Genomic DNA, 12,876 nt, shown 5'->3' with positions numbered 1-12,876 from the left:
CAGCTGACTGTCCCAGACTAAGCCGTCGAGCACCTTCCGCATGCGGGAAGGTGCGCCCACCGCCGCAAGTGAATCAGCGCACGTCACGCCACGGCGCCGCTGGGTCGAGCGGGCCCTGATGAGACACTGGAACGCGTGACGATGACTACCGAGGCGCCGACCACGCTGCGGATCGGGCCGTATCCGGTCGATCCGCCGGTGGTGCTCGCGCCGATGGCGGGCATCACCAACCTGGCCTTCCGCAAGCTGTGCCGCGAGTTCGGCAGCTCCACCTCCATCTACGTGTGCGAGATGATCACCGCCCGCGCGGTGGTGGAGCGCAACGAGAAGACGCTGCACATGATGTCCTTCGACGAGGACGAACACCCGCGTTCGATGCAGCTCTACGGCGTCGACCCGGCCACGCTGGGCGAGGCGGTGCGCATCATCGTCGGCGAAGGCTGGGCCGATCACATCGATCTCAACCTCGGCTGCCCGGTGCCGAAGGTGACCCGCCTCGGCGGCGGCGCGGCCCTGCCCTACAAGCGAGCGCTGTTCAGCCGGATCGTGCGCGCCATGGTCGGCGCTGCCGAGCCCGCGGGCGTCCCGGTGACGGTCAAGTTCCGCATCGGCATCGACGACGAGCACTTGACCTACCTGGACGCGGGCCGCATCGCCGAGGCCGAGGGCGCGCAGGCCGTCGCGCTGCACGCGCGCACCGCCGCCCAGCGCTACTCCGGCCAGGCGGACTGGTCGGCCATCGCCCGGCTGAAGGAGGCGGTGACCACCATCCCGGTGCTCGGCAACGGCGACATCTTCTCCGCCGACGACGCGGTCCGCATGATGGCGGAGACCGGATGCGACGGCGTGGTCGTCGGTCGCGGCTGCCTCGGCAGGCCGTGGCTGTTCGGCGAGCTGCAAGCGGCGCTGCGCGGCCAGGAACTGCCCGAGGCGCCGAACCTGGGACGGGTCGGCGAGGTGCTGCACCGGCACGGCGCGCTGCTGTCCGACCATCTGGGCGAGGAGAAGGCCATGCGCGATCTGCGCAAGCACATGGCCTGGTATCTGATGGGCTTCCCGGTCGGCGCCGATCTGCGCCGCGCCTTCGCCACCGTGTCCAGTCTCACCGAACTGGGCGACCTGATCGGCAAGCTCGATCCGGCCGCGCCGTTTCCGAAGGACGCCGAGGGACCGCGCGGGCGGCAGGGTTCGCCCGGCAAGGTGGCGCTGCCACACGGCTGGCTCGACGATCCGGACGATCCCGCGGTACCGACCGCGGCCGACGTGATGCACAGCGGAGGCTGACCGACGGCGATCCGACGCCGCTGCCACGGGCAAACCGACACACGCCGGAACTGCCCTGGTATCGGCTGTTTCGGCACTGATTTCGCTACCATCCGGTTACCGAACAACAGCGAATTGCAAACGGCTTTGCGGCGTATTCGATCTCGCTCCGGACTGGCCCGCCGTGGCGGAATCGTTATCATTGGCGAAATCGGTCATGCTGGTTCGAGCTCGGCGCCGGCGGCAGCAAAGACGAAAAGCGAGGTTCGTTGGTGGGTGACGATCGGCACGGGCGTGCGCCAGGGCCCGGAGGTCGCGCCCCGTGGGAGCGCTATCCCACGGCGGACAACCCCGAACGAGACGGCGCGCGGACGTCCCGCCGCTCTCGGCACACCGATGGCGCGACCGACGCGGGCTCCGCGCCGCTGACTGTCCAGGATCTGGTCGAGAAGGTCGACAGCGAGCGCATCGGCCGCAGGCGCCGCGCCGACGCCGGTGGCCGCCCCGATCGCCGCGCGGAGACCGCACCGGGCTCCACCGCACCCGCACACCCCGCCGACCCCGCCGCGTCGCGTCGCGCGCCCGAGGGACCGGCTCCGCAGCAACGCCGCGCGCCCGAAGGCCCCCAGCGCGGGGCCCCGCAGAGTCCACAGCGCGGTGCGCCGGAAAACGTCCAACGCGGGCCTCAGGGCGCTCGGCGCGATGCGCCCGATACCGCCCAGCGCGGCGCGCCCGATACCGCCCGGCGCAGTGCGCCCGAGGGCGCCCAACGCGGCGCACCCGAAGCCACCCAGCGCGGCGGCCCTGAGACCACTCAGCGCCGCCCTCCGGACAGCGCCCAGCGCCGTTCGCCCGAAGGCCAGCGCGGCGCGCCGAACGCTCCCCTGCGCAATGCGGCACAAGCGCCCCCGCGCCGGGCCCCGGAATCCACCCCCGCGAAACCCGCCCCGGGCGCTCGACCCGAGGAAGCCGCGGCGAAGCGTCGAGCCGCAGCGCAGGCCGCGCCCGGCCGGCAGGGCCGCCGGGCTCCGTCCGTCGTCGTGGACGACATCACCGGCTCGTCGCCTGCCGCCCCGCCGCGCCGGGCCGCCGAACCTGCGGAGCCCGCCGAAGAGGTCACCGACGTACTGCCCCCGCTCGATGAGCCGGAGGGCTCCGCGACCGAGAAGTGGCCGACGACCGAGTCCGCCGCGACACCCAAACCGGCAGCCAAGTCCGCCACGTCCAAGATCGCGGCCCCGTCCAAGTCCGTCGGCGGCCCGCCGCTGTCCCGGCTGGCCGCCTCGAAGCAGCGGCGCGAGCGGCGGCTGAAGACCGCGGGCCGGGTGTCCGCCGCGCTGGTCGCGGTGCTGGTGCTGGTACTCACGGGCGGTGGCTGGAGCTACATGCGGTCGACCACCAACAATTTCACCCAGGTCTCCGCCCTCGATGAGAACTCAGAAGATGTCATCGATTCCAATGCCCAGCTCGGCGACGAGAACTACCTGCTCGTCGGTACCGACACCCGCGCAGGCGCCAATGGGCAACTCGGCGCGGGCACCCTGGACGACGCCGAAGGCTCCCGCGCGGACACCACCATGCTCGTGCACCTCCCCAAAGACCGGAGTCGGGTCGTCATCATGTCCTTCCCCCGCGACTTGGACGTGACCAGACCGCAGTGCAACGGATGGGACGGCAACAAGTCCTACACCAAGGAGAAGTTCCCGTCCGCCATCGGCGACAAGCTCAATGCCGTCTACAACCTCGGCGGCCCGATGTGCCTCGTCTCCACGATCCAGCGCCTGACCGGCGCCTCGATCAATCACTTCATCGCCATCGACTTCGCCGGCTTCGAGACAATGGTCGACCAGATCGATGGCGTCGAGGTCTGCGCGACCAAACCGCTCGTCGACGGCGTACTCGGCACCATCCTGGAGCAGCCGGGCAAACAGCGCATCAACGGTGAGACCGCGTTGAACTACGTGCGGGCCAGGCACGTCTACGGCGAGGAACGCAGCGACTACGACCGCATCAACCGACAGCAACGCTTCCTGGCCTCACTGCTGCGCGGCGCACTGGCGAGCAAGATGCTCTTCGATCTGGGCAAACTGAACGGTTTCATCAAAGAGTTCACCAATCACACTTTGGTCGACGAAAAGACCAGGCCCGAGGATCTGCTGATGCTGGGCCGCTCGCTGCAGAATCTCGACGCAGGCACGGTCACCTTCCTCACCGTCCCGACCGCGGGCACCACCACTTACGGCAACGAGATCCCCCGCGAATCCGACATCAAGGCGATCTTCAAGGCGATCCGCGACGACCAGCCGCTGCCCGGCGAGAAGCCGACCGCCCACGATGACGCACCCGCCCCCGCTCCGGCCGCACCGACCCCGACGAAGTACACGGCGGTGGATCCCTCCACTGTTTCGCTGCTGGTCTCGAATGGCTCAGGATACGACGGCCTGGCGCGCACGGCCGCCACCAAGCTCGGCAACCAGGGCTTCACGATCTACAACACCGCCAACTACGCCAACGGCACCTCCCCGACCACCAAGGTCCGCTACGGCGCAGGCCTGGAAGCCGAGGCGGCCACCGTGGCCACCTCGATCCCGGGCGCGACGATCGAGGCCGCCGACGATCTCGGCGGGATCGTCGAGGTGGTCGTCGGAGTCGACTCGGCGAACGGCGTCGTCGTGAAGGCGCCGACGCCGGTCGGTGACGCGATCACCAACGTCGTGACGAGCACCTCGACGGACTCGAAGCCGGTCGAACTGCCCTCGGACCTGGAACACGTCAACGCGGGCGAAGAGGTCTGCAAGTAGGCGCACCGCCGATACCCGACGGCACCCCTGAGAGCCAGGTTCGAATCGAATATGCACCCCAGCTGGTAATCGAGCTCGATTCATCGCCGGACTCCCGTGCACGCGCACGCTATGACACGTGTCACGCTTCCTTCGGACCTGGCGCACGTGAACGCCGCCGACGACGTCCGCGAGCGAGTCCGGGCTCAGCTGCGAGGACCCGGTAGCACCCGTCATTCACCCTCCGTTGGTGACTTGGACAGGGCCGGGAACTAGTGTCTGGTTTTATGCGTGTCATCTACAACGAGCAAATGGCCGACCTCGCCCACCTGCTGGGCGAGATGGCCGGTCTCGCGGGTACGGCCATGGACCGGGCCACCCAGTCGCTGCTGCAGGCCGATCTTTCGCTTGCGGAGCAGGTGATCACCGAGTCCGACCGGATCGCCGAAATGATCACCGACGCCGAGGAGAAGGCGTTCGCGCTGCTCGCGCTCCAGGCGCCGGTCGCGGGCGATCTACGCCAGGTGGTCAGCGCCATCCAGATCGTGCAGGACGTGAACCGGATGGGTGCGCTTGCCCTGCACGTCGCCAAGGTCACCCGCAGGCGCCATCCGAATCACGCGCTGCCCGAATCGGTGAACGGCTACTTCGCCGAGATGGGCCGCATCGCGGTGAACATGGGCGCGGGCGCGAAGGAGGTCCTCGAGACCCGCGACCCCGAGCGCGCCGCCCAGCTCAACCAGGACGACGAGGCGATGGACGATCTGCATCGCCACCTGTTCACCCTGCTGATGGACCGGGACTGGAAGTACGGCGTCGCCGCGGCGGTGGACGTCACCCTGCTCGGCCGCTACTACGAGCGTTTCGCCGACCACGCGGTGGAGATCGGCCGCCGCGTAATCTTCCTCGTCACCGGCGTGCTCCCCGCAGACCCCGACACCGAAGCCTGAAACGCGCCGCCCGACGCGCACTGCTGCCGGGCAACAGCAGAGGGCACCCGCGGATCGCAAGCACTTCTCGGGCCCCGGCGGAACACGCCGGGGCCGAGCTGCATACAGCTCGATCAGTTCCTCGCACACTCTTCCCACGCTTCGCAGACGTTGCGGCGTCTGCGAAGCGTGTGAACCCCGCGCGAGGACGCCTGCCGCCAGCGGTCGGCGCCGGGCATGCCAACCAGGACAGACAGAACGGCCCGCGCGAGTTTCGCGCGGGCCGTTCTCGTTTGCGCCTTCTAGCCGAAGCGACCGGAGATGTAGTCCTCCGTCGCCTTCTGGCCCGGGTTGGAGAAGATCTTCTCGGTGTCGTCGATCTCGATCAGCTTGCCCGGCTTGCCCTGGGCCTCCAGGTTGAAGAAGCCGGTCTGGTCGCTCACACGCGCGGCCTGCTGCATGTTGTGCGTCACGATGACGATCGTGAATTCCTTCTTCAGCTCGGTGATCAGGTCCTCGATCGCGAGCGTGGAGATCGGGTCGAGCGCCGAACACGGCTCGTCCATCAGCAGCACATCGGGCGAGACCGCGATGGCGCGGGCGATGCACAGACGCTGCTGCTGACCGCCGGACAGACCGCCACCCGGCTTGTCGAGGCGGTCCTTGACCTCGTTCCACAGGTTGGCGCCGCGCAGCGAGCGCTCGGCGACCTCGTCGAGTTCCTTCTTGTTGCGCACGCCCTGCAGCTTCAGCCCGGCCACCACGTTGTCGCGAATCGACATGGTGGGGAACGGGTTCGGCCGCTGGAACACCATGCCGATGGTGCGGCGCACGCCGACCGGGTCGACGGTGGCGCCGTAGATGTCCTCGCCGTCCAGCAGCACCGCGCCCTCGACGCGCGCGCTCGGGGTCACCTCGTGCATGCGGTTGAGCGAGCGCAGCACGGTGGACTTACCGCAGCCGGACGGGCCGATGAAGGCGGTCACGCTGCGCGGCAACACGGTGAGCGAGACATCGGCAACCGCGTGGAACTTGCCGTAGTAGATGTTCAGGTCTTTGACGTCGATACGCTTGGCCATCCGAATATCCGTTCGCTTCTATCGGTTCCGCGTGAGCAGCTTGTTGACGACCGCCGCCGCCGCGTACAGCAGCGCGATGAGCAGGATCAGCGTGAGCGCCGCACCCCAGACTCGTTCGCGGCCCGCGGCCTCGGGGTTGGCCAGCTCTTGGTAGATCAGCAGCGGCAGCGAGGCCATGTTGCCGTCGAAGAGGTTGGTGTTGATCGACTTCGCGTAGCCGACGAGCACCAGCACCGGGGCGGTCTCACCCATCACGCGGGCGAGCGCGAGCAGGGTGCCGCTGATCATGCCGGGCGCGGCGGTCGGGATGACGATCCGCACGATGGTCTTCCACTTGGGAATACCGAGCGCGTAGGAGGCCTCGCGCAACTCGTCGGGCACCAGCTTCAGCATTTCCTCGGTGCTGCGCACCACCACGGGCAGCATCAGCAGCACCAGCGCCAGCGACACCGCGAAGGCGCTCTGCGGGGCGCCGAACGTGGCGATCCACAGCGCGAAGATGAAGAGCGCCGCGACGATCGAGGGCACGCCGGCCAGGATGTCGACCATGAACGTGGTGACCTTGGCGAGCCTGCCACGGCCGTACTCCACCAGGTAGACCGCGGCCATGATGCCGAGCGGTACAGCGATGATCGCCGCGACCGCCGACTGGACGACGGTGCCGTAGATCGCGTGGTAGACGCCGCCACCGAACTGATCGGGCAGGATGCCCTTCTGCGACTTCTGCCACCAGTCGAGGGAGGCGATCGCGCTGATGCCCTTGCTGATCACCATCCACAGCACCCAGCCGAGCGGCACGAGCGCGATGGCGAAGCAGGCGGTGACCAGGCCGGTGGCGAGGTGGTTCTTCACCCGCCTGGCGGGGCTCACGTGCCGGAAGGTCGGGGCCTTGACCGGCTGGTCGAACTTCGTCAGCGTTGCCATCAGCCGTTCACCTTTCCGCCTGCCGCGAGCCGGGCCAGCGCGTTGACCACGAATGTCAGCGCGAACAGCACGAAGCCCGCGGCGATGTAGGCGCCGGTCGGCAGCGGCGAACTGAATTCCGATGCCGCCGAAGCGATCTTGGAGGCGAAGGTGTAGCCGCCGTCGAACAGCGACCAGCCACCCGCCTGTGCCGAGGTGCGCAGCACGACCAGTACCGCGATGGTCTCGCCGAGCGCGCGGCCGAGGCCGAGCATCGAGCCCGCGATCACACCGCTGCGCCCGTAGGGCAGCACGGTCATCCGCACGACCTCCCACTTGGTCGCGCCGAGCGCCTGGGCGGCCTCGATGTGCGAGACCGGGGTGAGGTTGAAGACCTCACGCGAGACCGAGGTGATGATCGGCAGGATCATCACCGCGAGCACCACGCCCGCGGTGAAGATCGTGCCGCCGCCTGCGATCGAGACGTTGCCGTCGGAGAACAGGAAGAACCAGCCGAGGTTCTCGTTCAGGAAGCGCTGCACCGGTTCCAGCTCCGGGGCGAGCACCAGGAAACCCCACAGACCGAAGACGATGGACGGCACCGCGGCGAGCAGGTCGACCAGCATCGCGAACGGGCGCGCCAAAGCCTTCGGCGCGTAGTGGGTCAAGAACAGCGCGATGCCGACGCCGATCGGCACCGCGATCGCCAGCGCGAAGATCGAGCTCAGCACCGTGACCATGAGCAGGTCACGGATGCCGAACCGCAGGTTGTCCGCGTTGGTGGTGCTGAACTCCGTGCTGGTGAAGAAGTTCACCTGGTCGGCCCTGAGCGAAGGCACTGCGCGAATCAAGAGGAACAGCGCGATCAACGCGATGGACGCGACGATGATCGCGCCCGCTGCCGTCGCGAGCGAGTGGAAGATCGCCTCGGCGCGCTGGCTGTGGGGCGGACGGCTCTTCACCCGGGCCGGCTCGGTGTTCGTATCACTCGGCATTTGCGCAGTATCTCCAGCCGCCGACGGGCCCGTCGAGTCCGACGAGCCCGGTGCGGTCACCTCAGGGTGCACGGTCATGGTTATGCGATCAGGAGATGGCGTTGATCGCGGTGGTCAGGCGGGTCTTGAACTGCTCGGGGATCGGGATGTACCCGCCCTCGTCGAGGCCCTTCTGGCCGTTGGTCACGGCGGAGGTCAGGAACGCCTTGACGGCCTTGCCGGTCTCGGCGTCGCTGTACTTCGAGCACACGATCTCGTAGGTCGCCATCATGATCGGGTAGGAGCCCGTGGCGGTCGGCTTGTAGAACGAGCTGGTGTCGAGGATGAGGTCGTTGCCCTCGCCCTTGATCTTCACGCCGTCGATGGCCTTGCCCGCGGTCTCGACCGACAGCTTCACCGGGTCCTTGCCCGCCGAGGTGACGATCTGCGAGACGGAGAGGTTCTGCGACTTCGCGAAGGACCACTCGTTGTAGGTGATCGAGTTCTTGGTGCTCTTGATCGCGGCCGAGGTGCCCTCGTTGCCCTTGGCGCCTTCACCGACGCCGCCGTTGAAGGTCTTGCCCGCGCCCTTGCCCCACGCGCCGTCGGAGGCGGCGTCCAGGTAGAGCTGGAAGTTGTCGGTGGTGCCCGACTCGTCGGAGCGGAAGATCACGGCGATCTTCTCCGAGGGGAGCTTGGCGTTCGGGTTGAGCGCCTTGATCTCGGGCGCGTCCCAGGTGGCGACGGTGCCGTTGAACACCTTGGCGGCGGTCGGGCCGTCGAGCACCAGGTCGGTGACGCCGTCGATGTTGTAGGTGATCGCGATCGGGCCGAAGACGGTCGGCAGGTTCCACGCCGGCGCGCCGCAGCGCTCCTGAGCCTTGGCGGGCTCTTCCTTCTTCGAGCTCAGCGGCGAGTCGGAGCCACCGAAATCGGTCTGGCTGCCGAGGAACTCGTTCACGCCCGCACCGGAGCCGCTGGAGGTGTAGTTCAGGGTGTAGCCGTCGCAGTTCGCCTCGTAGGCGGCGATGAAGCGCTCCATGGCGTTCTTCTGGGAGGAAGCGCCACTGGCCTTCAGCGACTTCTTGCCGCCGCAGGCGACGCTGGTGTTGGCGGCGTTGCTCGGGTCGCCGGTGGTGTTGTCGTCGCTGCCACAGGCGGCAAGGGGCATGGCGACAACGGCCAGCACACCAACCAGGGCGCTGCTGCGCTTGAGATTCACTATTCCTCCGGGAATCGCGTCCGACACGCCCGGTCCCTCACCGGCCCGGGCGGGTGTTGTGGTGCCGTTCGCGGGGAACTTGCGCACCAGGCAGCGGCTGCACTGCCCTTAAGTAACGTAAAGTCGCCCGGTTGACAGTTGGACCAAGCTGAGTGAACGCAAGGTGAACACCCCGGCGCGATTGGGTCTGTTTTGTGTGACATTTGCCGCAGCTTTACTGAGCGGCCCCGGGTCGTCACTTTCGCGCCATGCGCCGTTGGGGTTTCGGCCGAATTGCGTCAGATCCTCGACGCTGGGCCTCGCTTCCCCCACGGGCGGCGAACCGCTTCGTTCGAGTCAGTTCCGATCGGTCTCCTGCGCGGCGTAGGCGACGTCGACGTGTGCGGTGGTGAAGCCGAGGCGGGTGTAGGTGTGGACGGCGGCGGTGTTGTCGGCTTCCGTATAGAGCAGTACCTCCGGAAGCCCGCAGTCGCGCAGGTAGTGCAGACCCGCGAGGGTGAGCAGGCGGCCGAGGCCGCGGCCCTGGGCGGCGGGATCGATGCCGACGATGTAGACCTCGCCGACCGCGGGCCGCTCCTCGTGGTGCACCTTGGTCCAGTGGAAGCCGAGGATGCGGGCGGGGTCGTCGGAGGCGGTGGCGATGAACAGGCCTTTCGGGTCGAACCACGGCTCGGCGCGGCGTACCTCGATATCGCGTTCGGTCCAGCCGCCCTGCTCCGGATGCCAATGGAACGCGGCGTTGTTCACGCGAAGCAGCTCCGCGTCGTCGGCGGGGCCGGAGTAGGTGCGCAGGACGAGCCCGTCCTGGACCGTCAGCTCCGGTAGCTCGGGTGTAGCCAACGGGCGTCGCATCTGCCACAGCTCGCGCGCGGTCACGAGGCCGAGCCGGGCCGCGACCGCCTTGGTCGCGGGTCGGTCGCCGTGCGCCCATACCCGCGCACCCGCCCCGCCTTCCGCCAGTGCGGCGCGCACGAGTTCGGTTCCGACACCGCTGCCACGGGCGCCGGGATCGACGGCGGCTTCCGTCATCGCGGGGTGATCCCCGTGTGCCGGAACGAGATTGGCGTACCCGACGATCGCGCCCGCCCGCTCGGCGAGCAGGTGCCTCGCCGAGCCCTTCTCGTTCAGCGAGAGGACGGCCTGTTCGGAGACGGGGGCCACGCCGTCGGCGGAGGTCGCTCGCCCGAGCAACTCGCGCACTGACCGCGCGGTGTCGGCATCCAACTCGTCGGCCCATCGCACGTCGACCATGCCCTGCCCCTTTTCATCCCGGCGTCGCTCCGTACGCCATCGCCCGCGGCACCCGCTCGGCGCCGCTCTCGTCCGCAGTGTGTCAGCGCCGACAGCCGCTCCGGCATTCCGGCGGCCCGCGCGTGCTTGCTACTGCACCGAGCCGTTGAGCGGCGTCAGGGTGGAGTCGTCGCCCTCGGTGTCGTCGTCGGGGAACGTGACGGGCTCGCCCTTCGTGGCGGTGCGCGACGGGCGGACCGCCTTGTAGCCGACGTTGCGCACCGTGCCGATGAGCGATTCGTACTCACTGCCGAGCTTGGCGCGCAGACGACGGACGTGCACGTCGACGGTGCGCGTGCCGCCGAAGAAGTCGTAGCCCCACACCTCCTGCAGCAACTGGGCGCGGGTGAAGACCCGGCCCGCGTGCTGGGCGAGGTATTTGAGGAGCTCGAACTCCTTGTAGGTGAGGTCGAGCGGACGGCCGCGCAGCCGGGCGGTGTAGGTGCCCTCGTCGATGACGAGCTCGCCCAGGGTGATCTTGCCGGTGTTCTCGGGGCTCGCGACGCCGCCGTTGCGACCGACGAGCAACCGCAGCCGCGCGTCCAGTTCGGCGGGACCGGTGCCGGGCAGCAGGATGTCGTCCAGCCCCCAGTCCGCGTTGACCGCGACCAGCCCGCCCTCGGTGAGCACGGCGACGACCGGCACCGACGAACCGGTGCTGCCGAGCAGGCGGCACAGTCCGCGGGCGGCGGCCAGATCGGTGCGGGCATCGACCAGCGCGACGTCGGCGGTGCCCGCCTCCAACAACGACGCCACCTCGGTCGGAGCAGGCCGCACGTTGTGCGCGAGTAGCGCGAGCGAGGGCAACACCGACTCGGGGTTGGGGTCGGAGGTCAGCAGGAGCAGCTCCACAAGCCCTCCTCCCATCTCGTAGCGCCGAAGCTACGGCAGCATCGCCGAAGCCGCATCGCTAATACACAGGTAATCGAGTGCAAGATTAGCGCGTCAACCCCGATGACCTCGCCATCCGGGTGAGCGAAGTGCCGCCGACGAGACCGTCGCGACTCGGAACGCGCCGTCGCATTACTGTTCATGGCATGCGCAAGCTGATCATCGGACTGCTGTGTCTCGCGGGTTTGGCGGTCGTCATCGATTTCGGTGCCGCCGCCTACTCGGAGTACCGCGTCTCGCGCACCCTGCGTGAGGGGGCCGATCTCAGCGCCGATCCCGAGGTGACCATCCACGGTTTCCCGTTTCTCGCCCAGGCGCTCGACGGGCGTTATCAGAGCATGGTGATCCGCGCGGCCGCGGTCCGTCCCGACATCCCCGGCGAGATCTCGGTGGACGCGACGCTCACCGGCGTCCGGGTGAGCCTGAGCGACCTGGCCGACGGCACTGTGCGCAAGGTGCCGGTGGAGAAGGTCCAGGCGGCGATGCGCATCGAGCCGGTCGAGCTCGGCCGTCTGTTCAATATCCCCGACCTGCAAGTGCATTCGCGGCCGGCGGACAAATCCGACGGAACGGGCGGCTCCGGCGGCACCGGCATGACCACCGAGGGCGCGCTCGTGCTCACCGGCACGCTGCCGGGCAGCACCGCGCAGCCGGGCAAGTCGGGCGCGCAGAGCGGTGACAAGGTCGCGGTGCAGGCCGAGCTGACGCTGGACGGCGACCAGGTCAAGATCGTCGCCACCGGCTTCTACCGGAGCAGCGATACCGACCTGACCACCACCGCCGTCGTGTCCGAGGCCGACCGGCCCGCGGTGCTCGCGCGCTTCACGCGCACTATCGATACGAAGGACCTGCCCTTCGGCGTGCGCCCGACGAAGGTGTTCGCGCTGGGCGGGCAGATCTTGGTCGAGGGCAAAGGAGAGAACGTGACGATCGACCTGGACCAGCTGCAGAGACCATGACCGAACTCACACTTCTCGCTCTCGTTCTGCTCACCGCACTCGCCGTCGGACTGGTGCTGCGCGGCCGCCAAGGCAAGCTGCGCGCCGCCGCGCCCGCCGCCGAGACCGGCTCCGCGCGCGCCGACCTGCTCGCCGCGGTAGGTGTGACCGGGTCCGGTCCCGCGGTGCTGCACTTCTCCGCCGACTGGTGCGGGCCGTGCGTCGCGGTTCGCCGGGTGGTTGCCGGAGTCGCGACGGACCTGGCGGAGACGCCGCGCCCGCCGCAGGACATCGAAGTCGACATCGATGCCGAACCCGCGCTGGCCAAGGAACTGAACGTGCTTTCGCTGCCGACCACGTTCGTCTTCGACATCGAGGGCCGCGAGCGCTTCCGCATCTCGGGTGTGCCCAAGCCCGGCGATCTGCGTACCGCGTTGGCCCCCTTGACGGGGCAAAACCAGTCGTAAAGCCGCTGGACCGCGACTGTGACGCACCCCGGGTCCAATTCTCCGGCCCAATTGGGTAAACTGCCTTTCGTGCAATCCGACCACGAGCTGATGCTCACCCGACGCCGCACAGTGGATCTGTGTCGGCTCGGTGGTTGTTG

11 protein-coding genes are annotated in these 12,876 nt (G+C 68.5%); 5 read left to right on the top strand and 6 right to left on the bottom strand.

Going from position 1 to position 12,876, the window contains the following annotated elements; all coding sequences use genetic code 11:
- Positions 1 to 141 precede the first annotated feature (141 nt).
- The 3 genes from dusB (at position 142) to phoU (ending at position 4,993) form a co-directional block, all read left to right on the top strand.
- Positions 142 to 1,284, top strand: coding sequence for a tRNA dihydrouridine synthase DusB (gene dusB, locus AC3ERS_RS04365; protein ID WP_431964513.1), 1,143 nt, complete (start codon positions 142 to 144; stop codon positions 1,282 to 1,284).
- A 251-nt stretch (positions 1,285 to 1,535) separates the two neighbouring features.
- The gene (locus AC3ERS_RS04360) at positions 1,536 to 4,064 is read left to right on the top strand and encodes an LCP family glycopolymer transferase (protein WP_431963736.1); all 2,529 of its coding nucleotides are present in this window, start codon (positions 1,536 to 1,538) and stop codon (positions 4,062 to 4,064) included.
- A gap of 266 nt (positions 4,065 to 4,330) precedes the next feature.
- Positions 4,331 to 4,993: a phosphate signaling complex protein PhoU gene (gene phoU / locus AC3ERS_RS04355; protein ID WP_431963734.1), complete on the top strand. Its 663-nt coding sequence runs from the start codon at positions 4,331 to 4,333 to the stop codon at positions 4,991 to 4,993.
- 281 nt (positions 4,994 to 5,274) lie between these two features.
- On the opposite strand, the gene pstB is transcribed toward phoU, so the two are convergent.
- The 6 genes from pstB to AC3ERS_RS04325 form a co-directional block, all read right to left on the bottom strand.
- A complete protein-coding gene (gene pstB, locus AC3ERS_RS04350; RefSeq protein ID WP_067790438.1) occupies positions 5,275 to 6,051 on the bottom strand; it encodes a phosphate ABC transporter ATP-binding protein PstB in 777 nt (258 codons plus the stop codon).
- 18 nt (positions 6,052 to 6,069) lie between these two features.
- Positions 6,070 to 6,975 (bottom strand): phosphate ABC transporter permease PstA, encoded by a 906-nt coding sequence (pstA, locus tag AC3ERS_RS04345; RefSeq protein WP_431963731.1) that lies wholly within the window; start codon positions 6,973 to 6,975, stop codon positions 6,070 to 6,072.
- Complete coding sequence (gene pstC / locus AC3ERS_RS04340; RefSeq protein ID WP_431963729.1) at positions 6,975 to 7,949, bottom strand: phosphate ABC transporter permease subunit PstC; 975 nt, start codon at positions 7,947 to 7,949, stop codon at positions 6,975 to 6,977. Before pstC ends, pstA begins: the two co-directional genes overlap by 1 nt.
- A gap of 88 nt (positions 7,950 to 8,037) precedes the next feature.
- Positions 8,038 to 9,150, bottom strand: a complete 1,113-nt coding sequence (gene pstS, locus AC3ERS_RS04335) for a phosphate ABC transporter substrate-binding protein PstS (protein WP_431963727.1) — start codon at positions 9,148 to 9,150, stop codon at positions 8,038 to 8,040.
- Between the two features lie 336 nt (positions 9,151 to 9,486).
- Entirely contained in the window at positions 9,487 to 10,401 is a 915-nt protein-coding gene (gene mshD / locus AC3ERS_RS04330) for a mycothiol synthase (RefSeq protein ID WP_431963725.1), read from the bottom strand.
- Positions 10,402 to 10,530: 129 nt separating this feature from the next.
- On the bottom strand, positions 10,531 to 11,292 hold the full coding sequence (locus tag AC3ERS_RS04325; protein WP_431963723.1) for a winged helix-turn-helix transcriptional regulator: 762 nt from the start codon (positions 11,290 to 11,292) through the stop codon (positions 10,531 to 10,533).
- A 185-nt stretch (positions 11,293 to 11,477) separates the two neighbouring features.
- Here AC3ERS_RS04325 and AC3ERS_RS04320 point away from each other — a divergent pair, with 185 nt between their 5' ends.
- Positions 11,478 to 12,290, top strand: coding sequence for an LmeA family phospholipid-binding protein (locus tag AC3ERS_RS04320; protein WP_431963721.1), 813 nt, complete (start codon positions 11,478 to 11,480; stop codon positions 12,288 to 12,290).
- Positions 12,287 to 12,736, top strand: a complete 450-nt coding sequence (locus AC3ERS_RS04315; RefSeq protein WP_431963719.1) for a thioredoxin family protein — start codon at positions 12,287 to 12,289, stop codon at positions 12,734 to 12,736. Before AC3ERS_RS04320 ends, AC3ERS_RS04315 begins: the two co-directional genes overlap by 4 nt.
- Positions 12,737 to 12,876: the final 140 nt, after the last annotated feature.

The organism is Nocardia sp. bgisy134 (genome assembly GCF_057708325.1).
This window is presented reverse-complemented; position numbering and strand designations above follow the sequence as displayed.

Bases quoted from the DNA above. Each gene is read 5' to 3' on its own strand.
- dusB (WP_431964513.1), top strand. From the start codon at position 142: ATGACTACCGAGGCGCCGACCACGCTGCGGATCGGGCCGTATCCGGTC.
- phoU (WP_431963734.1), top strand. From the start codon at position 4,331: ATGCGTGTCATCTACAACGAGCAAATGGCCGACCTCGCCCACCTGCTG.
- pstB (WP_067790438.1), bottom strand. From the start codon at position 6,051: ATGGCCAAGCGTATCGACGTCAAAGACCTGAACATCTACTACGGCAAG.
- pstA (WP_431963731.1), bottom strand. From the start codon at position 6,975: ATGGCAACGCTGACGAAGTTCGACCAGCCGGTCAAGGCCCCGACCTTC.
- pstC (WP_431963729.1), bottom strand. From the start codon at position 7,949: ATGCCGAGTGATACGAACACCGAGCCGGCCCGGGTGAAGAGCCGTCCG.
- mshD (WP_431963725.1), bottom strand. From the start codon at position 10,401: ATGGTCGACGTGCGATGGGCCGACGAGTTGGATGCCGACACCGCGCGG.
- AC3ERS_RS04320 (WP_431963721.1), top strand. From the start codon at position 11,478: ATGCGCAAGCTGATCATCGGACTGCTGTGTCTCGCGGGTTTGGCGGTC.
- AC3ERS_RS04315 (WP_431963719.1), top strand. From the start codon at position 12,287: ATGACCGAACTCACACTTCTCGCTCTCGTTCTGCTCACCGCACTCGCC.